Source organism: Bilophila sp. 4_1_30, from assembly GCF_000224655.1.
Classification (GTDB): Bacteria; Desulfobacterota; Desulfovibrionia; order Desulfovibrionales; family Desulfovibrionaceae; genus Bilophila; species Bilophila wadsworthia.
The window spans coordinates 379,710-402,653 of record NZ_JH114232.1; the positions used below are offsets into that span (position 1 = coordinate 379,710).

The following is a 22,944-nucleotide window of genomic DNA, read 5'->3' on the forward strand; positions in this document are numbered from 1 at the left end:
CATCCGTGAGGTATTCGCCGGGCGCAAGGAGGATCTCCATTCGCTCTGGGCCACAATGGCCTGCAAGGCCGCAATCAAGGCCGGGGACGCCCTCGCCCCGGATGAAGCGGTCAACCTCATCGCCCAGTGGCTCATGACCGAGAACCGCCAGTTCTGCCCGCACGGGCGGCCCTGCGTCCTGCAATGGGGCACCAGCGATCTGGACAAGATGTTCAAAAGGATGGGGTAAGGGAATTGGAGGGGAGGGGGAGGAACTTTCTGGAGAAAGTCCCTCCCCCCTTCCCCAAAACCCCCATCCCCCTCCTTCAAAGACTTTCGTGTTTATCGAATCCCTTTTTCCCCGCTTTCCCTGTGGGCAACAGAAAAGCCCGAATGAAATCATTCGGGCTTATTATTGAGAAAGACGTTAAGCAAACAACAAAATTACTCCATGCTCTTTTATCAAACTTCGACGAAATGAACTCCTGCCGCCTAGCCTCCCCACCAGTCAAAAGTCTTTGAAGAGGCTAGGGAAGGAGCGAGCCGCTCTGACAGTTTGGAGGGGAAAGGGGAAACGTGGGGGTGCTCCCCCCCCTTCTACAGAAAGTTTCCCCTTTCCCCTCCAATTCTTTCATGCCCCATATTTCTACTGCCCAATCGTCGGCAGCGGAGGGATGGACGCGGCGGTGTCTTCGGGATGAACGCGGACAAGTACGGAGGCCGTCGTGCCCGCACGGAGCTCGATTCCCTTTGGAAGCGCGTCGAAATGAAGCCTGACGGGAATGCGCTGCGCCAGCCGTATCCACTCGAACGTGGGGCTGACCGAAGGCAAAAGCTGCTCGCCGGTGCTCCCGTTCTCGCGGGCAATCCCCCAGCCGATGCTCTCCACCGTAGCCTCAAGCGGCGTATCGGAATAGGTCATGAGCGTGATCAGCGCCCTGTCGCCGGGGCGGAAATCCCGGATCTGCGTCTCGCGGAAAAAGGCGTCCACGCGGAAACTGTCCGCATTGATCAGAGCAACCAAAGGGCGATAGGCCGTCGACATGGTCCCCGGCTGCACCGTCAGATTGGTGATGTACCCGTTCACTGGAGCCGTAACGTGCGTGAAGTCCAGATTCAAGCGAGTCTGATCCAATTGGGCTTGCGCAACCGCCACGTCGGCCTCGGCAGATAGCAGCTGATCTTCGGCCTGCTGAAAGGCTTCGGGAGAAATCGCACCCGGCGCGTTCTGCTGAAGCCTTGCATCGCGCCCCGCCCTGTCACGGGCGGCCTTCGCAACAGCCTGCTTCTGGCGCACGTTGGCTTCGGCCTGCGAAAGCGCCACGCGGGATGGCCTGTCGTCCAAATCAAAAAGCGGATCGCCCACTTTCACAAATTGATTGTCGCGGACATGCACGGTCTTGACCTCCCCGGACACGCGGGCGGCGACCTGAATGACTTCCGCCTGCACCATCCCGTCACGCGTCCACGGATTCCTGAAATAGGCGTTGTAACGGATGTAGCAGAAAACGCAGGCAATCACGATGATCAGCAGCGTCAGGAACCAGCGAAGCAAACTGTTGATGCTCATAGAACCATCCCGAACGGTAGGAGGAGACACACATAAATGACGATCAACGCCATAAACACCCACGGCGGATTGGCGAACCAGCCGGAAAGCCCGGTACGGTTCAACACAAACGCCGTCGCCAGCGCGCCCAGAATGCCAAACAGCACTATGGGGAGAAGCGGCGAAAAATAGATGCCCACCAGGGCAAGTTCATGCGGCATACCCACCTTCCTTCAACATACGGAGAAATATTTGCAATAGAATAAATTCATTGTATTTTTATGAAATCCCAAAAAGACAAATCATACATACGGCGCATCCTCTCCCCGAGCACGTTAAAAGGTACGGGCTGTGGCGCCGCCTCCCCACCACTCGGAAGCCTTGGGAGGGATGGACAGGGGAGGGGTTCCCTTCCCCAATCCCACGTTCCCTCTCAAAACTTGTTCCGGGAATCGACCTCCACCGGAAGGGAACGCATCAAATCGAGCGTATTGGACAACGATTTCATGATGCCCGCACAGGAAACGAGCAAGTCCTGCACAACCTGGCCACCCGCGGGCGCATCCGGCCCTTTCTCGGCGCGGGCGCTTTCGCGCAAGCCGTCAATCATGGAACGGACCACCGCTTCCATGGATTCAAGCCGGTCTTTCAAAGGTGCTTCCACAAGCGACACACGCGCCGTACCCGGCTGGGAAGGGCACAGCAGATCGCTATCCACGGAGCGGAGCCGGGCATAGAGCCCCTGCATTGAGGACACCATGTCCTGAACCTCCGTGGAAAAAACGCGGACCAGTTCGGGTTTCACAAAGGTCACGGGGAGTTTTTTTGCCAGGATGCCGATCTCTTCAGCCAAAAAACGCGTCCTGTGCAGACGGAAAAGCATCCTCAGACGGAACAGGGAGCCGCGCCGCTGCTCGCGGCAAGCCCGCAAATGGAGCAGCAACGCTTCCGACGAGCGGAAAAAGGCCTTTTGCCTCTGGAGAAACAGGGCTTCCGTATTGGGCATGAACAGCGCGTAATGGACCAGGGAAACGATGGAAATGCCGAACAGCAGCGTAAAGGAGCCAACCAGCAGCTGCCCGAAATCGTATGTCGGGAGGTTCGTAAAATTGCCTATGGACAGCCACGGCAGCATGAAGGCCTGTTTGGTGAAATTCTGTTCCTTGCGCGGAAACGCGAATGTGATGAAAAATCCCGATACCCCCATCATGACGATGAACTCGCCAAGGTTGGAAACCAGAGGATAGATGAAGGTATAGGCCAGCCCCGTACAGCCGATGCCGAGCGCAAAGATCAGCACCTGGCGCAGCGGTTTGTCTTCGCCGGTCATGATGCCGATCAGGCCGAGCACGATGGTCAATTCCAGAAAAGCGATGGATTCCAGCCCCGGAGGGTTGAGGAGTATCCAGCACAGCGTCGCCACCCAGAAAATGACGAACATCTGGGACATGTAGGCGTATTGCTCGGGCTTGATGACGGAAAGGGCCTTTTTTGATGCCGACGGCTTCAGTTCGGGCATGGGCCCGCCATGCAGCAGAAAACCGGCCAGCATCAGCAGCTCGCGGCAGTGCGCCGTCTGTTCCTCAAACAGCTTCACCGCAGAAAACGCCAATCCCTTCCGTGTAGAGCCGAGTTTCTCGAATACGCTTTCATCGAACGCGAGCGGCTGTACGTCTTCGGGCTTCGAGGAACCACCGGGAGAGCCTTCCTTCCCCTGGGCATCCAGGCGATCGAAAAGTTTCCCCAGTTCGGCGACCCGCGACTCAAAATGAGGAAAAAGGGATGCCATATCCAAATCTTTCATGGCCACGAGGGTCCCCATCCAGCGCCGCTGGAGCTCCAGCAGTTCGGCGCTGCACCGGACGGCGCGCTCCCAGTGTTCCCGGTAACGGTAAACCTGATACGTCTCCAGTTGCACGGCCGGGACAAGCTGCCCAACTTTATCGAGGATTTCCCTCATGCCGACATACTGCGTATACATGCGGCTCATCTGCCCTTCCGCTCCGGCCCCCTCGTTCATGACGAAAAGGGCCTTGTGCCCCGCCATGAGATCCTGCACGCCGCGATACAGGGACTTGATGGATGTCCTTGGAGAAAAAACAAGTGTTACAACGGTATACACGCCGATACCGAGCAGTGTTTCCTCAACCCGGTATACGGAGAGATGAAAGGCATCCTGGGGTTCGTGAACCGCCATGAGGCAGATGATCAGCGTGACGATGCAGGAAATGAAGAACGCGTAGCCATAGTAAACGCTTGTCAGCATAAGATAGAGCATCAGGCACAGATAGAGGGACAGCACGGACAGAAGGAGCATACGCTCTTGCGCGAAAAGCCCGAGCAGGACAAGGGCGGCGACAGCCCCGGCGATCGTGCCGAACATCCGCAGCACGCCCTTTTGCAGGGTCTGGCCGATGCTCGGCAGGCTGATCACGAACACGGTGAACCCCGCCCAAAATGGCCTGTCCAGATTCCAATAGAATGCCAGCACATACGTACAGACGAAGGCCAGCGCGGTTACGGCGGCGGTATGGATGCGGGAGGACAGTTCGGCGGTCATGGCAAAGGAGGGTGGAGGTTAAGGATGCCGCCATAGTACCGTGCCTCAGATGTCCGTCAATCCGCTGAGAGCTTTGAGAATACTCCGTGCCCCTTTACTTCGGGCCTGTTTTCCCCTATAAGAGGCGCTGCATACGAACGGGCGGTTAGCTCAGTTGGTAGAGCGCCGCCCTTACAAGGCGGATGCCACAGGTTCAAGTCCTGTACCGCCCACCAGCGAATTCAACCCCTTACGGACTCATCTCCGTAAGGGGTTTCTTGTTTTCCGTTCCCGGCCGGAACGACTCCTTTCCTGAACCCCGGCCAGCCTCCAGCCCGCCTTTCTTCATCCGAAAAGCCGCCCGCCCCACCGCTCCATGTCCATACCTTCACCGTTTCCGCTGTTACAAGCGAACGAGAGGGGCATCCACTTGCGGGGGCCTGTTGATGCCCCTCCCATGCCTCATGCCTCCTCTGCCTGTTTTTTTCGTTTCTTATCAACGGGTTCAGGAGATGTGAAAAAAAGGGCTTCAAGAAGCAGATATGTTTCTCCTGACCCAATTTTTTTTGTACCGGACAGGCATCATAGATCTCTTTATGCAGTCCATACGTTCGTATCGTGACATAAAAAATAAATTATAATAGTATATTAAATAATAAAAGACGACTTGAGTATCGAGGTTGAAATTTTTTTCACTTTTTTCGTGAAATGCTGCGCTCGTAACATTTCCGGTTTCGCGTTTCTCGTATTCTGCATACACAGCCAATCCGGAAAAGGCCTGTACCGAACATGTAAAAAAAGGATAATGGCCAGAAACGTTCCATTGTTTTTACTGTATAAGACATTCTTCCTTTTCTCTCAGCATCGTAACAGGCAGTTGTTCAACCTCGTATCTTTTGAGGCTAAAACAGCGATGATTGCCGAATGCCGTATTCTTTCCTGCAATGTAATCGGGATAAAGAAAACGGAAAACGGCATCGAAGACTCTCGCACATAATCGACTTTTGGAGAAGCGACTATGAGCCAATCTACAGTCAAGAAGATCCCCAACAACTATTTTGATGGAATGCCCGTAACCGGCTTCCACAAAATCGTCTTCTTCATCATCATGATGGCCTACTTCTGCGAGCAGATGGACAACTGGAACTTCGGCTTCATCGCCCCCGCGCTCATGCACACATGGGGCCTGCAGATGTCCGACATCGGCGTGGTCACGCTCTGGTACTTCATCGGCATGACCGCGGGCGGCTTCTTCGGAGGCGTCATCTCCGACTTCATCGGGCGCCGGAAGACCTTTCTCATCTCCATCGCCACATTCTCGTTTTTCTCGGTGCTGAACGGCTTTACGGACAACTTCCACGTCTTCGTCATCGCCCGCTCCATGACCGGCTTCGGCGTTTTCTGCCTCATGGTCTGCTCACAGGCCTACATCGCCGAAATGGCCCCCGCCGAATCACGCGGCAAGTGGCAGAACCTCGTGGCCGCCGTGGGTTTCTCCGCCGTGCCGGTCATCGGCGTCATGTGCCGCGCAATCATCCCCCTCGCCGAGGAAGCGTGGCGCTTCATCTTCTACTTCGGCGGCGTCGGCCTCATCGCCTTCTTCGTCGGCCTGCGCTACCTCAAGGAATCCCCCCGCTGGCTCGTGGCCCGCGGCAGGCTGGAAGAAGCGGAACAGGTCGTCTTTGAAATCACCGGCAAGCATGTGGACCTTTCCGAGGCCGCCAAGAACGTGCAGACCAAGGTCCCCGTCATGGAAGTGCTGACCGGCATGTTCCGCCGCCAGTACATCAAGCGCACCCTCGTCCTGCTCGCCATCGTGGTCTTCACCAACCCCGCCACCTTCACCGTGACCAACTGGACCGCGACCCTGCTCAAGGCGCACGGGTTCTCGCTTGAAGACAGCCTCATGGCCACGACGATCATTTCCGTCGGCGTACCCGCCGGGCTGTTCTTCTCATCCTTCGTCACCGACCTTGGCGGGCGCAAGATCCCGATCATGTGTATGTTGATCATCCTCGCCGTACTTGGCCCCATCTTCGGCAATATGACCGGTTACTGGCCCGTCGTCCTCACCGGCGTCGTCCTCACCGCGGTCGTCATGGCTATGGGCTTCACGGTCTTCTCGTACACCGCCGAATCCTACCCCACCCGTATGCGCAACACCGCCACCGGCTTCCACAGCTCCACCGGCCGCCTCGCCGTGGCCGCGGCCCAGCCGCTCATCCCGATGGCCTACGCTGCGTACAGCTTCGACGGCGTGTTCTGGATCTTCAGCTTCCTCTGCTTTGTCCCCGCCGTGGTCATCGCCATCTGGGGCCAGCGCACCGGCGGCAAGTCGCTTGAAGAAATCGCCTAGCTGGATACAGGGGGGTGGGCGTTTCTCAGAAGGAGCATTCCCATTCCCCCGAAGCCCCTCCTCTCTCCTCCAATGTCGTACTATGGGGAGTCCCCCCACGGGAACGGATCGGCGTGAGAAACGATTCAGGGGCAACATCCGCCAAACCTTCTTTCATGTATGGAAAGAGAGAAACCAATCAGGAGGGCATCATGGGTCACCCGACTATCTATCCTACCGGCGTCACCGTATATAATCCCGAAAAGTGCTGGAACGGCTTCACGATCTTTCAGGCTCTGGAAGTGGGCGCCGTGCTCATGAACATGAACGGCCGCGAAAACAAGGTTTGGAAAGGCGTGCACGGCTTCCCGAACAAGATTTTCCCCGGCGGCTACCTCATGACCTCGCGCGGCTCCCGTGACGGGCGCTACGGCGTGCAGGACGGCCTCGATCTCGTGCAGATTGACTGGGACGGAAACGTGGTCTGGAAGTTCGACCGCAACGAATACATCGAAGATCCCGGCATCCCCGGCCGCTGGATGGCCCGCAGCCACCACGACTACCAGCGCGAAGGCAGCACCACCGGCTACTACGCGCCCGGCATGGAGCCCAAGACCGACTCCGGCAACACCCTCGTCCTCGCGCACCGCAACGCCCGCAATCCCAAGATTTCCGACAAGCAGCTCCTCGACGACGTGATCCTCGAAGTGGACTGGGACGGCGACATCGTATGGGAATGGCACTGCAACGAGCATTTCGACGAAATGGGCTTCCGCGAAGGCCCCAAGAACACCCTCGCCCGCGACCCCAACTACCGCCAGACGCAGCCCGAAGGCATGGGCGACTGGATGCACATCAACTCCATGTCCGTGCTCGGCCCGAACAAATGGCATGACGCGGGCGACGAGCGCTTCCATCCCGACAACATCATCGTGGACGGCCGCGAAGCCAACATCATTTTCATCATCTCCAAGGCTACCGGGAAAATCGTCTGGAAACTCGGCCCCGACTACGACAACAGCCCCGAAGCCAAGGCCATCGGCTGGATCATCGGCCAGCACCACTGCCATATGGTCCCGCGCGGACTGCCCGGAGAGGGCAATATCCTGATTTTCGACAACGGCGGCTGGGGCGGCTACGACGTGCCCAACCCCGGTTCCCCCACCGGCGTGAAGGCCGCCCTGCGCGACCACTCCCGCGTGCTGGAAATCGATCCCGTGGCCATGAAAATCGTATGGCAGTACACCCCCACCGAAGCGGGCTTCCTCGCCCCGATGGACTGCAACCGTTTCTACAGCCCCTTCATCAGCGGTATGCAGCGCCTGCCCAACGGCAACACCCTGATCACCGAGGGCTCCGACGGGCGCGTCTTTGAAGTCACCAAGGATCACGAGCTGGTTTGGGAATTCATCTCGCCCTACTGGGGCCAGAAGCTGCCCATGAACATGGTCTACCGCGCCTACCGCGTGCCCTACGAGTGGGTCCCGCAGCTCGGCAAGCAGGAAGAAACGCCCATTGAACGCATTGATGTGAATGCCTTCCGGATGCCCGGTGCCGCCGCGCTCGGCGACCGCGATTCCGAAATCGCCATCGAAGGCTGCGCACCCTACGAAGGGGACAATGCCCTCTGCGTCGCCTCCGTGGACGATCCTGAAGATCAATAAAGAAGCACGGGAAGGAAACAGGGGCCTCCCCTGTTCCCCTCCCGGACAACGGCCTCCTTCACGCTCTGCGCTTCTCCACTATCTCCTCTCGGTTGCCTCCTCCACGCGAAGAGCCTGGGCCCTGCCCGGGCTCTTTACGTTTTCAGCCCTCCCGTACGGCGCCGCGTTGTCCCTTTCGCAAAAGAGCGGAGGACCGGCGACTTCCCGTTCGGGGTTCCGCCCGTCACGCCGTAAACGAAAATACGGGAAGCGGCCATGCATACGCGGCACCTCCCCGACCGCCCCGGCGTCCCCCCTTACGGCATCACATTGCTGATTTTGGCGAAACGGCATACCATTCCCCAAAAAATACGACAGATGCCGGGCCTGCCCCGGAAAGGATTCCCCGTGCACGATTTCCAATCCGCCGAATCTTGGCTCAGAAAGGCGCTCAGAAACGCCCCGAAGCCGCTTCCGTCCGGAGTCTTCCCCAAATTGCTGGACGAAGCGGAACAGGCGGGGTTCTCTCATTCCACGCTCAACGACGTCGTGGACGAATGGCTGAACTTCGGCTATTGCCGCGTCACCGACCACGTCTCCAACGACATCGCACTGACGCCGGAAGGGGACGAGTACTTCGGGCACCGAACCATTGATGAATAAAGATTTTTCTTTGTACATAACCCGCAACGCATGGAGACAGGCATGAAGGGAAGCTTCACCACCCGGAAAGGAGCGCTTTACTGCATCGTCATGACGTGCCTTTGCAGCCTGCTGGCTACGGGCTGCGCCAGCAAATACGGCGCGCAGACGACGGACGTGCATTACTATCCCGACTGCTACCAGCCCATCGCCGATCTGCGCAGCGCCGAAAAGAGCTTCAACACCACAATGGTCATGGGCACTACGATGGGTGCCCTGCTCGGCGCGGTCATCGGCGCGAGCCAGACCGGGAAGGCGGAAGGCGCTCTGGCCGGGGCCGCCATCGGCGCGGGAGCCGGGGCCGGGGCGAGCTATCTCGTCGCCAAGTACAACAACGAGAGGGACGACCGCGTCCGCCTCGCCAGCTATGCCCGCGACCTGAATGCCGACGTCAATTCCCTGAACCGCGTAACCGCCGCCGGGCAGGTGGCCTACAACTGCTACAGCGCGAAGTTCAGGGCCGCCCTTGAGGACTACAAGGCCAAGCGCATCACCCGCGCCGAACTCGATCAGCGTTATGCCGAAATCAAGAGCGGGCTTGCCGAGGCGTCCGCCATTCTGGGCAGCACGCTCAGCGAGGCCGACAAGCGCGAAGCCGAATACCGGCAGGTGCTGACCGTCGAGGCAAAGAAGGCCAGCCGCCCGATCCCCCCGGTACAGACCGTGGCCACGACATCCAAGAAGACCAGCAAGACCACGAAAACCGTCACGCGCAAGCAGACGGGCGACCAGTTGCAGAACCTTTCCAACGGCGTGGGCTCATACAAGGAATCCACGGCGCAGCTCACCGCGGTGAAGTCGGATCTCGACGAGATCCAGCTGCAGATGGACAAGGTGATGCTCGCTCAGGGTTAGTGGGGAACGGATCGGGGGAAGGGGGAAGGCTGCTCGGCGGGAGTTTCCGGAACATTGCGTTTTAAAGTATCCATCATTCCCAAGATCCCTTGCTTTATGGAATGTTAGGGGCAGGGATTCGATAACATAAAAGTTTTCCTTCCCTTCCCCAACGCCTCCGTGCCATTTCACCGAAGGTACAACTATGGGTAATCCTCTTCATTTCATACAGGCTTCGGATACGTCGGCTTTCGCCGCCCTGCATACGGAACAGGGCGCGCTCCCTTCGCAGTACGAAGCGTTGCAGGCCTATCTGAAAAAAATCGGCCTTGGGCGGTTCGGCACCCTGTGGGCCGAACCCGTTACCGGGCAGGCCACACCGGCGGGCTACGCCTCCATTTCCTGGTATACGCCGCTGGAAGGCGTCGGCACCCCCCTCTCCCGCCTCGACGCGGGAGAAGCCGAACAGGCGCGGGCTGCCCTGCGCCGGGCGCGGGAAGCCGTCACCCCCCATCTCGACGACACGCCCGGCGGCGTCCTGCTCCGCAAGGCGCTGTTCATCCCTTCGGCGGACAATGTCTTCGTCGTCAACGGCCATCCCGTGCTCGTCAACTGGGGCCTGCTCCCGCAAGGCACGGACGAAGCCACGGCCCCGATACTCTGGGGCGAGCCGGAAAACGGGGAAACGCCCTCCGGTGTGACTGGAGCGGCAACGGCTGCAACGGGAGCTTCCGCCGCAGCGGTTGCCGGGACGGCGGCACGCAATGCCGTTCCCGGTGCGGGCCGTGCGGCTGGCCCTTCCGCCGGAACAAGAACAGCGGGCGCGACCGGAACGGCGGCCGGAACCGCCGCAGGTATTGCCGGGGCAACGGCGGGAAACGCCATCATCCGGCGTAGCAAGGCGGGCCTCTTCGGAGCCCTGCTCCTCGGCATCCTGCTGGGCGTACTCCTGCTTTTCCTGCTGCGTTCCTGCGTAAAAACGGCCCAGGAACAGCCCGTTGCCCCGGAAACGCCCCCGGTTGCGGCTGAGTCCCCCGAAGAGGCGGCACGCAAGGCGGAATGGGCCAACCTGCTCCGCGAAAAAGCGTTCTGGCAGGGTTTGCTGGAACTGGCGCCGTGCGAGCTGAAAGCCTTCTTTGACGGCAATGCCGGAAAGACGGATGCGAAACCCGACGCCAGAGAAACCACCCCCGGCAAGGACGTTCCGGAAAACCTGCCCGGGGAAGCGGTCCCCGGCATCTCCCTCCCGCCCCTGCCTTCCGCCAACGCCACGGTCCCGGCAAAGGCCATGGATCTGTCCACGCTCACCATCCCGCAGCGCCTCGAACAAGGTACGGTACTCATTCTCGCGCCCGTCCCCGGCGGCGCGCAGCAGGGAACCGGCTTTTTCATCAATCCCGATCACGTGCTGACCAACCGCCACGTCGTGGCCAACGCCATCGACGATATGGTGATGGTGACCAACGCCAACCTGCGCGGAGCGCGCCGGGGCATGGTCGTCGCGCGCAGTGATACGCCGGGATACGATTTCGCGGTCATCAAGGTGATGCTTGTCGAAGGTGATCAGGTTCCCGCCCTTCCCTTATCCCCGACCGTCAACCGGACCGACAAGGTAAGCGCATGGGGCTTCCCCGCCCTCGTTTCCGAGCAGGATCCCGCCTACCTGCGGCTCCTCAGGGGCGACTTCAACGCCGTCCCCGAGGTCGTGTTCACCGACGGCGTGGTCAACGCCATCCTCCAGACCACGCCCCGCAACATCGTGCATTCCGCCGTGGTTTCGCAGGGCAACAGCGGTGGCCCGCTGGTCAACGAGAAGGGCGACGTCATCGGCATCAACACCTTCATCAGGCTGGATGCGGACTCGAACCGCCAGACTCAGACCGCGCTCGGCAGCGACGCCATCATGGGCTTCCTGCGCGAGAAAGGCATCCCCTTCACCGAACACCAATGAACCGTTCCTGAACAAGGATAGTCAGATATGGCCGGATATTTCATTCTCTCCACCCGGAAGGGGGATTACCGCGCACTGGCGTTTCAGGGTTCGCAGGTCTATACCTGCCATGCCCAATTAAGCGGGCTGCTGCGGACCCATCTCGGGGAAGCCCACGCCCGTCTGCTGGCCGAGCCGCTCATGGACCCGCAGGGAACGGCGGTGGACTGGTACACGCCGGGCCCCGTGCAGCCCCTTGCCGAGCTTCCCGCAGAAACGCAGGAAGCCGTAAAAACACGGTTGCAGGGCCTCCTTTCGGATATCGAAGAGCTGGCCGCCAGCCTTCAGACGGACAGCGATCCCTATAAAAGCCTGTGCGGCACCATGCTGCATCTGGCTACCCGTTTCCCCACGCAGGAATGCCTGTACGCCTCTCTCCCCTCGGGCGAGCCCGCAAGCCCGCCGCAGCCAGTGCTGGTCTGCTGGGGCATGACCCTTTCTTCCTCCACGGCGCAGGAAGGCATCTATGCAATGGGAGCCACGCCGTTCTCCCCCACGCAGCAAACGCCTCTCGCCAGCGGCGCATCCGGCGATCCGGATCGCATCGTCCGCGAAGGTGAAGTGACGGAACGCCCCATCGCCGCCCCGATCCCGCCTACGGTTGTGGTGGAAGGCGAGCCGTGGTGGAAAAAGCTCCTCATGCTCCTGCTCGGTCTGCTCCTCGCGCTGCTGCTGTTCTGGGGCCTGCACTTCCTCTTCCCGTGGGTTCCTCCCCTCCCCTTGCCCGCAGGATGCGCGAGGACTCCCGCCATTGAAGCCCAGGCCCCTCAGCCTGCCGTGCAGCCAGCGGACCCCGGCCCATCCGAAGCGGATTTGACGGCTTTGCGCGCCGAACTCGAAGTCTTGCGCCAAGCGGCCCGGAAGCGTGCCGAAGCCTGCCAGCCTCCCGCGCCGCCCGCCGTCGAGGAACCCAAAGTGGAAACGCCCGCCGAACCGCCCAAGGATTTGGGCGACCTGCTCGGCGATCTGACCGCCATTCCCAAAGAGGAACCGAAGCCCGAGCCCAAACCGGAACCCAAGAAAGAACAGCCCGCGCCGAAGAAGGAAGAGCCCAAGCCGGAACCGCCCAAGGAAACCCCGAAGAAGGGCGATCCCATGAAGCTGCCGGACAAGGACGACAAGTCGATGGACTTCCTCGACGGCTGCTGGAACTGCCGCACCGGGCTTTCGGACACGCGGGGCAACCCGATCAAGGTCCGCTTCTGCTTCGGCAAGAACGGCAAGGGGCAGATCACCATCATCGACCGCCAGGGCAAGACCTACACGGGCCGGGCCGACGCGCAGATGCAGAACGGCAGGCTGCACATCGACACCGGAGACGCCACCAGCCGCAATTCACGGGGCAGCTTCAACGGCCTCCGTATTGATTGCAGCCCCGGCGCGGGCAACGACGCCATGTGCTACGGACGCAACAAGGGCGACAATTCCCCGTGGAGCGCGAAGTTTTTCAGGGATTAGACGGCACAAAGGCATTGGGGAAGGGAGGGAAAACTTTTCTGAAGAAAAGCTTTTCCCTCCCTTCCCCAAACCCCATCCCTCCTTTTCCAAAGACTTTTGTGTTTATTGAATCCATATTCCCAGCGTTCCCTGAGAAAAATTTCATTGAAAGGCTGGGTACAAAGAATGAAGGGCCGCCCATTTCTCAGCGCAACAGGTTGCCATTCCGGGACGCATAGGAGAAACTTTTACGGCGCGGCTCCGGGATACGGACGCCACGCGGACATTTTTTCATACCGCCCTGCCCGCCGCCGGCTTCCGAAAGCCTCTGAAAGGAACGCGGTGAAGTTTCGAGAGGACGGTAAGGGGAAAGGCGGGGGATGTTCCGCTTTCCCCGGAAAGATTCCCCTCCTCGCCCCCATTTGTAAGGACTCCCTATGAACTACACGTCAGCAGTGAGCATCATACCGGGCGGCTGCCCGCAGTTTCTGGATTGCCGCCTCGACGCGAAGAGCCTCGGCAGGTTCTGGGCGTATTTCCGTGAAATCCCGCAAACCGGGGAATCGGCCATAGCCTCGGCGCGCAGACAAGTGGAACTCGTCCCCGTGCCGCTGGACGACACAGGACAGCCCGGAGACTACGACTACAAGATCGACGCGAACCGGGCGCTTGAAGCGTTCACGGGGCGCTGGGTTCCCGTGCCCTTCCTGCGGCTCTCCAACGAGCAGTGGAAGGACGGCGCGTTCAAATGTGAAAAGGGGCCGAGCAACTGGGCCCGCCTGCACGTCAGCCGCGAGGATTCCGATGGCGCCTACCGCCTGACCTTCCTGTTCGATACCACTATTGAGGAACGCGAACAGCCCACGGGCCAGTATTTCGCCCTGTGCGACGACGACGTGGCGGAGAACGCCCGCTTCGCCCTCTCGCCCAAAAGCCGCGACAACGCGTGGTTCCTCAATACGCTGTGGGTCGACGAATGGATCGCCGAAATCTACGATGCCCACCAGACCGCGCGCCACAACGGGCGGACCACATGGCGCGAGAATACGCCGTTCATCATGGAGCACCTCGCCACCTACCTGACGCTCCTTGAGACGCTCGCCGCAAGCGGAACCGTCCCCACCGTGCGCGTGGTGGACCCCGCCCACCTGACGCCCGTGGATGTGGATCTCGTGCTCGATCTCGGCAACTCCCGCTCCACCGGGATGCTCGTGGAAACCCTCCCCCAGCGCCAGACCAACCTGAACGACAGCTACCTGCTCCAGATCCGGGATCTGAGCCAGCCGGATCGCACCTATACCGGCCCCTTCGCCACGCGCATCGAGTTCGCGGAAGCCACCTTCGGCAACCCGCGCCTGAGCGCCCGCTCGGGCCGCAGCACCCCGGCCTTTGTCTGGCCCTCGGTGGTGCGCGTCGGCCCCGAGGCCGCCCGCCTCGCCCAGCATTCCGTGGGCGCGGAAGGCAATACCGGCATGTCCAGCCCCAAACGCTACCTGTGGGACGAGTCCCCCCGCGCCCAGCAATGGCGCTTCAACGCGTGGGGCACGGGCTCCGAGCTGGAACCGCCCGTCACCCGGGGCGTGTTCATCCAGCAGATCAACCGCGAAGGCACGCCGCTGTGCTGCTTCGACGACGCTGGCGTGTCCCCGCGCCCCAAAATCCTGCGCACCCAGCAGCCCGAAGTGGCGTTCGAGGCCCATTTCACCCGCAGTTCGACCATGATGTTCCTCCTCAGCGAGATCATCATGCACGCGCTCGCCACCATCAATTCCCCGGCCCAGCGCGGCGAGCGCGAACAGCCCGACGTGCCCCGCCGCCTCAAGCGGATCATCTTCACCGTGCCGAGTGCCATGCCCATCGCCGAACAGCGGATCTACCGCCGCTGGGTGACGTGGGCCGTGCGCATGATCTGGGAAACCCTCGGCTGGGGGCAGTGGTACACGACCAAACAGGGGATGCGGGACACCCGCCCGGACTACCGGGTCAGCCCCGAAGTCCGTTGCAGCTGGGATGAGGCCACCTGCACCCAGCTCGTCTACCTCTACAACGAGATCACCGAAAAGTTCCAGGGAGACGCCCGCCACTTCTTCGCGCTCATGGGCCGTAAGCGTAACGCGGACGGGCCGTCCCTGCGCATCGCCAACGTGGACATCGGCGGCGGGACCATCGATCTGAGCATCACCACCTTCGCCGTCACCGGGGATGAGGCCACCGCCGCCCGCATCAAGCCGCACATGGCATTCCGCGACGGTTTCAACATCGCGGGCGACGACGTGATCCGCGAAATCGTCGAACAGCACGTCCTGCCCTGCATCGGCCAGGCCACGGGACTTTCCGATCCCCGCAACCTCCTTGGCCAGCTTTTCGGGCGGGATACCGTGGGCGGCTCGCAGCGCAACCGCGCCCTGCGCACCCAGTTCGCCCGCCAGATCGCCGGCCCGGTCGTCACCCGGATGCTTGAAGGCTACGAACAGGCGGATCTGCTCGTGGGCGGCGTGCAGGAACGCAAGCTGTCCGCGTTCTTCCGGCCTGAGCACGCCCCGCAGGAATCCGATCCCGCGTCTCCCGAAACGGAAGGCCTGCCGGAACCCCCTTCCGCCGCGCTCATCCGGTACGTCAACGAGGCCGTGGAGCGCCAGACCGGAAAGCCGTTCAGCCTCATGGATGTAACCCTGCGCATCGATCCCCGGGCCATCGACAGGACCATCCGCAACACGCTCGGCCAGATCCTCGCCAACCTGTGCGAGGTCATCCACGCCTACAACTGCGACCTGCTCCTGCTCACCGGGCGGCCTTCCAAATGGCACGCGATCATTTCCAGTTTCTTCGCCAAGCTCCCCGTCCCGGCGGATCGCATCATCCCCATGCGCGATTTCCGGGTGGGAAGCTGGTACCCCTTTGCCGACAACCGGGGCGAGATCACCGACCCCAAGACGACCGTGGTGGTCGGTGCCATCCTCTGCGCCCTGTCCGAAGGCCATCTTGAAGGCTTTTCCTTTGATACGGGCTCGCTGTTCCTCAAGTCCACGGCCCGGTTCATCGGCGCGATGGACGCGGGCGGCCAGATCCGGCAGGCGCAGGTCTGGTTTGAGGCGGATACGGACAACCCCTCCGGCGGCGAGCTGCACAAGTCCATCCAGTTCTCCGGCCCGATCCCCATCGGCTTCCGGCAGATTGAGGCCGAACGCTGGACGACCACCCGCTTCTACATGATGGATTTCGCCTCGCCCGCCGCGCGGAACAACGCCCGGAACCGTCTGCCCTACACGGTGAAGCTCGCCTTCACGGTGGCGGATCTTGCGGACGCGCCCGACGCGGCGTCACGGGACGAGGGGGAACTCGCCGTCAGTGAAATCGAAGCCGTGGACGGCACTCCGGTCAATCCCCGCGACCTCGAAATCCGTCTTCAGACCCTCCCCGCCGACGAGGGCTACTGGCTTGATACGGGCGTTTTTAATATTTTGTGAACTTGGGGAGGGGAGAGGGAACCTTTCTGAAGAAAGGCTTCCCTCTCCCCCCCCCCCAAACCCCACCCCTCTCCCTCCCAAGACTTTTGTAAACGGGTCGGGAAACGGTTGCGGAGCCGCGGCGGACTGTCCCTTGGTAAAAGTTTCCCGGTTTCGCATGAAAAACAACTGGAGCCGTAGCGGATTGTTTCCTGACGGAAGTTTCCCGGTTCCGCGTGAAGAAAAAACAAGGGGCGGCCTCTTGCCGTTCCACGACATGAAAAAGGGGCACAACTGACCCGCTCGGAACGGCGGCACAGTGTTTTGCGCTGAAAAAGCGAAGCGTTTCGGCACGGAACACTGTGCCGCCGCTCTGAGGGGGTCTGAGGGAAATTCGACCCAAAGGGCGGCGAAGCCGTGACCGTTAGGCGAGTCTTCGAGTCTTACGGGCATCGCACACAGAGCGATTTCCCCCAGCCCTCCGGGAGGCATTCCTCTAATGACCATAGACGATCAAAAGCTTGTCGAACAGTGCGAAGCGGGCATCAAAACGCTCGCCGGCGTTGACGAATGGGTCCGGGCAAATCCGCAGGCCGCAGGCTCCTCCGGCGAGGCGCTCCTGCGCGAGAGCAACCGGCTCGCCCGCGCCCTGCGCAAGGAAGCTGCCACCGCCGCGCGGAAAATGTGCGTGGGCGTGTTCGGCCCGAGCCAGTCCGGAAAGTCCTACCTCATCTCGGCGCTGGCGCAGGATGCCGACGGCTCGCTGCTCGCGGCGCTCGGGGACGAATCCGCCGATTTCATTCAGGACATCAACCCGGCGGGCGGCAAGGAGTCCACGGGCCTCGTTACGCGCTTCACCCTGACGCCGAGCGGCGCCCCGACCATGTTTCCCGTGAAACTGCGCCTGCTGTCCGAACTGGATATCGTCAAAATCCTGACGAATACCTACTACGCCGACTGCCGCCACCTCACCCCGCCCGACGAGGACGCCCTCGCCGCCCGCGTGGACGAACTGGCGAAAAAGGCCAAAGGCGAACCGTGGCGGGCCTCCTTCAGCGAAGACGACATGATCGACCTGAAGGAATACGTCACCCGGAATTTCCGGGCCACCGCCGTGGTCCAGAAGCTTGAGCACCTGTACTGGCCCAAGGCCATCCACGCCGCCGGACGCCTCGCGCCCGAAGATCGTGCCGCGCTGTTTGAAATCCTGTGGGACGAGGCCAAACCGTTCACGGGGCTCTACCTGCGCCTGCGCGGGGTACTCGACGCGCTCGGCTATCCCGATGAGGCTTTTTGCGGCAAGGAAGCCCTGCTCCCCCGCGAAACCAGCATCATCGACGTGGAAACGCTGCGCGGCCTCAGAGAGGCGGAGGGCGCGGACAGCCTCGAGCTGGTCACGAAGGACGGACGCCGGGTCACGGCGGGCCGGTCTGAAATCGCCGCGCTCACGGCGGAACTGGCCATCACCATGCGCCACAAGCCGGACGATTTCTTCGAACACACCGACCTGCTCGACTTCCCCGGCTACCGCTCGCGCCTCAAGACCGACGACGTGGCCCGCGAACTCGCCAAGCCCGATCAAATCCGCCAGTTCTTCCTGCGCGGCAAGGTGGCCTACCTCTTCGAGCGCTACAAGACAGATCTCGAACTGACCAGTATGCTCCTGTGCATCGGCCCGAGCAATCAGGAAGTGCAGGATCTGCCCGCCGTCATCAACGACTGGGTGTCCGATGCCGCAGGAAAGACGCCCGAACTCAGGCAGGGCCGACACACCACGCTGTTCCTCGTGCTCACCAAGTTCGACATGGAATTCGAGAAGAAAAAAGGCGCGCTGGACGACGAAACCCGCTGGTCCAACCGCCTGCACGCCTCGCTCCTCGACTTTTTTGGCAAACAGCATGACTGGCCCGAACAGTGGACGCCCGGCCAGCCGTTCAACAATACCTACTGGCTCCGCAATCCCAAATTCCGCTGGGAAGCGGTCATTGCGTTCGACGGCGACCGCGAAACCGGCATCCGTCCCGAACAGGAAGCCTATGTGTCGGACATGAAGGCCAAGTTCCTGAATACGCCCGAAGTGCGCCGCCATTTTGCCGATCCCGAAGCCGCATGGAACGCCGCGTTCACTCTCAACGACGGCGGCGTGGCCTTCCTGCGCCGCCGGCTGCGCCCGGTATGCGACCCGGCGATCAAACGGCGTCAGGTCGCGGACCGCGTGGCCGACAACCTGCGCCCCTTCGTCGAGCACCTGCGCCGCTTCCACCGCATCGACGACAAGGCCGCCCTGCGCGAGCAGCAGCGCCAGCTCGGTATGCGTCTGGCCCGCAGCCTCGCCCTTACCGCCCAGAACCAGCGGTTCGGGGAGCTGCTCCGGGCCATGCTCATGCGGGATCACGAACTGTACGCCCTCTATTATCAGGTCGAAAACCGGCTCATGCGCGAGAACGAACAGGCTCCCGTGCCGCAGCCGAGCATGGGCAGCGCCGCCAGCGCGCAGGACATCATGGACGACCTGTTCGGCGACATGGCCCCTCCGGTGCCCGCCTCCGTCGAGACGACCGAAGCCGCCCCTCATCCGCTGGACGAGGCGGGCGCGTTCGCGGAACTCGTCGTCGGCGCGTGGATCGAACAGCTCAACGCCCTCGCCGCCGATCCCGTCCGCCAACGGTATTTCGGCCTTGAAGCCGAAGATTTCGGGCAGTTTGTCCACGAACTCATTCAGGGCATGTCCCGCCTCGGCCTCGAAAAAGACATGGCACAGGCCGTGCGCGACGTGTCAGGCTACCGCAATATCCGGCGCGACAAGCTCATCTGGCGGCAGGCAAGCATGGCCGCCTATTGCATCAGCGCTTTCGTGGACTGGCTCGGCTTCAACCCCGCGTCCGTCCCCGAGGCCAGGCGCACCATCCAGCTTGCCGGGCGCACCCGTACCCTCTTCGGGCAACAGCCCGATCCGGAAGGGTATCCCGACCTTGCCGCCGAACCCCTTGCATTTGACAGGCAATACTATACCGATTGGCTGGCGGCGCTCATGCACCTCATCGAAGGCAACGCAGACTACGAAGGCGGGCAGACCTTCGATCCGGAGCAGAACGCCCGCCTCGGACAACTCATCAACAACCTGAACCCTTCCGTTTTCACGCAGGACAACTGACATGACGTTTCGCTGTGCACTCCGTTTCGAACCCGACAAGGCCAAAGGGCCGGGCTACGGCCTCATTCTGGCCTCCTGCCCCGGTTTTTCCGCGGCTCCCAACACGCTTCTCTACATGATCAAGGATCCGTCCAACGGCATGAGCCTCGGTCCCAACGGCTGGCAGCCCGGCGACGCCCATCTCGTGCCCGACGCCGTCGCCCCCTCGGGCGAAATCCTGAGCCTGTCGGTAGGCCCCACCGTTGTGGACAGCCTCGAATTGCAGGCCATTTATCAGGTGGTGCTGTTCACGGACGCCGAGCATGTGTGGCAGGGCGGCCTCAGCATCAACCGGATCGTCTATTCGCGCGATCCGAGCCTCCTGCCCGATCTGGAGCTTGCCCCAAAAGCCGCGCCTTCCGCAGGACGCGAGCCCCTGCCCATGCCGGAAATGGAAACCGGCCCCGCGCCGACGTCGCTCTCCTTCGATGGGAAACCCTGCTCGGCGGTCCCGGCCAGCGAACTGCTGAATCTGAAGGAACGCCCCAAAAGCTACAAGAGCCTTATTCTCAACATTATCTTTGCTATCCTCACGGTCATTCTGCTTGCCGGGGCCGGATACTTCATCTATACGCGGGTCCTGCCCAAAACCGACACGACGCTGGAGGAAAAGCCCGCCGAAGTCCTGAAGCATGAGGCGGCGGATCTGCCTCCGGGTCAGGAAGCGCCCGTGAAATACGCCCCCGATGACATCAAGGGCCCCAAGGGGTTGCAGGTCGCCCGCGACGCGCTCAAGCGCAAGGTGGAGCCGGACACAGCTATGGCCCTCGCGCAGCAGCTCTTCGCCGCTGCGGACGACGTCAAGGCGCAGGACGGCGCATTCCTGATCGCCGACGAGCTCGCCAAGAAGGGCAATGCGCAGGCCCTGCTCATGCTCGGTGACTTCTATTCCCCAAAGCAGCCCCAGCGCGGGACCATCCAAAAGGACACCGACATGGCCGGCGACTGCTACAAGAAAGCCCTCGCAGCCGGAGCCGCCGAAGCCCAGCAGCGGCTGGATGCGTTGAAGTAGAGAGAATATTGGGGAGGGGAAGGAGACCCTTTAAAAAAAGGGGGCCTTTCCCTCTCCAAACCTGCCAGCGCGGAGCCCACCCCATTCTTTCCAAAGACGTTTCGCGATCACGTGAGTACGGCAGCCTTCACCTTGGCGGCACTTTTCTGAAGACGCCTCCTTTCCTTCAATGCCAGACGCCTTTTACTGCAAAAAAAGTCTTCTCGTTAGCTGAGGCGTCATGCCTCAGCCTCCGAACGCATTATTCCGACAGGAGAATCCCATGAAACGAATCCTCATCGCCATACTGACGGCGCTTACGCTCCTCGCGGGGTGGACGCCGACGCCACACGCGGCGGATCGCACGCCGTTGCTGATGGAAGGCAAGAAAACCCTGTACCAGCGGGTGATTACCCATCCAGGCACGAGCCTGTACGCCGGACAAGGGGAAGGCTCCACGGTCATCCAAAAGGCCGTGCGCCCGTTCAGCGTGTTTTATGTATACACCCGCGACGGGAACTGGCTTGAGGTCGGCGCGTCCACCACAAAGCCCGACGGCTGGATAAAAGCCACGGACACCACCGCATGGAACCAGGCCCTTACCCTGCTTTTCACCGACCGCTCACAGCGCCAGCCTGTCCTGTTCTTTAAGGATCACAAGGCCATCATGGATGTCTGCCAGGCGGAAGACCTGCCGGGCAGCCTTTCGAAACTCCGCGCCGAAGCCAAGGCCGCACAACAGGGCGATGCCCCGGCGGATCTGCCCATCCTCGCCGTGGAACCCGACGACGCGCAGGGTGCCGTCTCGCGCAACCGCTTCTACCTGATGCCCATCCTGAAAGTGGACACGCCGTTCGAGGGGACCAAGCTCCTTGAAGTCGCCTCCATCGATCCCGGCAGCGCCGGGGACAAGCCAGACGCCAACACCCCAAAAGACGCCAAGGACGACGGCGTCCCGCGCACGGGCATCGCAATGGTCATCGACACGACCATCTCCATGAAACCCTACATCGATCAAAGCCTCAATGTGGTGCGGGCCATTTTCGACTCCGTCGCCAAGGACAAGCTGGACGACAAGGTTTCCTTCGGCATCGTGGCCTTCCGCAACAGCACGAAGGCGTCGCCAAAGCTCGAATACGTTACCAAGGTCGTCAGCGATTTCCGCGACGCCACCAAACGCGACGAACTGGAAAAGGCCCTCAGCGGGCTTGAGGAAGCCAAGGCATCCAGCCACTCCTTCAACGAGGATTCCCTCGCCGGGGTCAAGGCCGCGCTCGATCAGCTGAACTGGCAGCCTTACGCCAACCGGGTGCTGCTCCTGATCACGGACGCCGGGCCGCTGCCTCTGAGCGACGCCAACGCCTCCACAAGCCTCGACGTGCAGGAACTGGCCGACCTTGCGGCCTCCCGCAACATCCGGCTGGTGGTGGCACACGTCCGCACGCCCCCCGGAAAGGGCAACATCGACTACGCCGCCAAAGCCTACACCACGCTGTCCGCCGTGCCCGGAGGGAAAAGCGCGTACATCCCGATTCAGGCCACGGACGCCGCCAAGGGCAGCGCCTCTTTCGCCAAGGCCGCCACGGGCCTGTCCTCCGCGCTGGTTTCGAGCGTAAAGCAGGCCCTTGCCGGAAAGGTTCCGGTGAAGCCGCAGGAAGCGCCCGCCCAATCGCCGGAAGAGCGCGCCAAGCAGATCGGCGAGGAACTTGGCTACGCCATGCAGCTTGAGTATCTCGGCAAAAAGCAGGGGACCCGCGCGCCGGAAGTCGTGACCTCATGGATTGCCGACGCGGATCTCGACGCCCTCAGCGCCGGAAAGCCCGTCAGCGCCGTTTCGGTCGCCGTTCTGCTGACCAAGAACCAGCTCAGCGATTTGCAGCGCCAGCTCAAGATCATCATCGACAACGCCGAGCGGACCCGCAAGACCGACTCGCGGGACTTCTTCCAGGGCATCCTGTCCGCCTCGGCGCAGCTTGCCCGCGATCCCGCCGCCTTCTCCCAGAAGCCCGGCGCGAACCTCCGCGATATGGGCGTACTCGGCGAATTCCTCGACGATCTGCCCTACAAGAGCGACATCATGCTGCTTTCCGAGGACGACTGGTACCGCATGAGCGTCGGGGAGCAGACAGCTTTCATCAACCGCCTCAAGTCCCGCGTCGCCCGTTACGAAGAATACGACCGCGACGTCAGCAACTGGGAGAGCTTCGGCTCCAAGGATCCCGGCGACTGGGTTTACCGCGTCCCGCTGGCAATGCTGCCGTAGGGGGAGAATATTGGGGAGGGGGAGGAAGAACCCTTCTGAAGAA

13 protein-coding genes, 1 tRNA gene and 1 pseudogene are annotated in these 22,944 nt (G+C 61.5%); 12 read left to right on the plus strand and 3 right to left on the minus strand.

Annotation, left to right across the window (positions count from 1 at the left end):
- Positions 1–229: pseudogene (locus HMPREF0178_RS20955) on the plus strand (DNA mismatch repair protein MutL); the annotation flags it as partial.
- Positions 230–625: 396 nt separating this feature from the next.
- On the opposite strand, the gene HMPREF0178_RS08455 reads toward HMPREF0178_RS20955, so the two are convergent.
- The 3 genes from HMPREF0178_RS08455 to HMPREF0178_RS08465 form a co-directional block, all read right to left on the minus strand.
- Positions 626–1,549: an HlyD family secretion protein gene (locus HMPREF0178_RS08455; protein ID WP_009380120.1), complete on the minus strand. Its 924-nt coding sequence runs from the start codon at positions 1,547–1,549 to the stop codon at positions 626–628.
- Positions 1,546–1,749, minus strand: a complete 204-nt coding sequence (locus HMPREF0178_RS08460; protein ID WP_009380126.1) for a DUF1656 domain-containing protein — start codon at positions 1,747–1,749, stop codon at positions 1,546–1,548. The genes HMPREF0178_RS08455 and HMPREF0178_RS08460 overlap by 4 nt, the downstream gene beginning before the upstream one ends.
- Positions 1,750–1,961: 212 nt before the next feature.
- Positions 1,962–4,088, minus strand: a complete 2,127-nt coding sequence (locus HMPREF0178_RS08465; RefSeq protein WP_009380127.1) for an FUSC family protein — start codon at positions 4,086–4,088, stop codon at positions 1,962–1,964.
- Positions 4,089–4,227: 139 nt separating this feature from the next.
- Here HMPREF0178_RS08465 and HMPREF0178_RS08470 point away from each other — a divergent pair.
- From HMPREF0178_RS08470 to HMPREF0178_RS08525, 11 genes are all read left to right on the plus strand, one after another.
- Positions 4,228–4,303: transfer RNA gene (locus tag HMPREF0178_RS08470), tRNA-Val, on the plus strand.
- Positions 4,304–5,085: 782 nt separating this feature from the next.
- Positions 5,086–6,423, plus strand: a complete 1,338-nt coding sequence (locus HMPREF0178_RS08480; protein ID WP_005028106.1) for an MFS transporter — start codon at positions 5,086–5,088, stop codon at positions 6,421–6,423.
- Positions 6,424–6,614: 191 nt separating this feature from the next.
- The gene (locus HMPREF0178_RS08485) at positions 6,615–8,066 is read left to right on the plus strand and encodes an aryl-sulfate sulfotransferase (protein WP_009380128.1); all 1,452 of its coding nucleotides are present in this window, start codon (positions 6,615–6,617) and stop codon (positions 8,064–8,066) included.
- A gap of 255 nt (positions 8,067–8,321) precedes the next feature.
- A complete protein-coding gene (locus HMPREF0178_RS08490; protein ID WP_009380129.1) occupies positions 8,322–8,708 on the plus strand; it encodes a hypothetical protein in 387 nt (128 codons plus the stop codon).
- A gap of 42 nt (positions 8,709–8,750) precedes the next feature.
- Entirely contained in the window at positions 8,751–9,602 is an 852-nt protein-coding gene (locus HMPREF0178_RS08495) for a glycine zipper domain-containing protein (protein ID WP_009380130.1), read from the plus strand.
- A 184-nt stretch (positions 9,603–9,786) separates the two neighbouring features.
- Positions 9,787–11,532: a serine protease gene (locus HMPREF0178_RS08500; RefSeq protein WP_009380131.1), complete on the plus strand. Its 1,746-nt coding sequence runs from the start codon at positions 9,787–9,789 to the stop codon at positions 11,530–11,532.
- 27 nt (positions 11,533–11,559) lie between these two features.
- Positions 11,560–13,029, plus strand: a complete 1,470-nt coding sequence (locus HMPREF0178_RS08505) for an SrfA family protein (protein ID WP_009380133.1) — start codon at positions 11,560–11,562, stop codon at positions 13,027–13,029.
- A gap of 416 nt (positions 13,030–13,445) precedes the next feature.
- Positions 13,446–16,475 carry a virulence factor SrfB gene (locus HMPREF0178_RS08510; RefSeq protein WP_009380135.1) on the plus strand — a complete coding sequence of 1,010 codons (3,030 nt, stop codon included), beginning with the start codon at positions 13,446–13,448 and terminating at the stop codon, positions 16,473–16,475.
- A 478-nt stretch (positions 16,476–16,953) separates the two neighbouring features.
- A complete protein-coding gene (locus HMPREF0178_RS08515) occupies positions 16,954–19,608 on the plus strand; it encodes a virulence factor SrfC family protein (protein WP_009380137.1) in 2,655 nt (884 codons plus the stop codon).
- A gap of 1 nt (position 19,609) precedes the next feature.
- A complete protein-coding gene (locus HMPREF0178_RS08520; RefSeq protein WP_009380139.1) occupies positions 19,610–20,659 on the plus strand; it encodes a hypothetical protein in 1,050 nt (349 codons plus the stop codon).
- 262 nt (positions 20,660–20,921) lie between these two features.
- A complete protein-coding gene (locus tag HMPREF0178_RS08525) occupies positions 20,922–22,901 on the plus strand; it encodes a vWA domain-containing protein (RefSeq protein WP_009380141.1) in 1,980 nt (659 codons plus the stop codon).
- Positions 22,902–22,944: the final 43 nt, after the last annotated feature.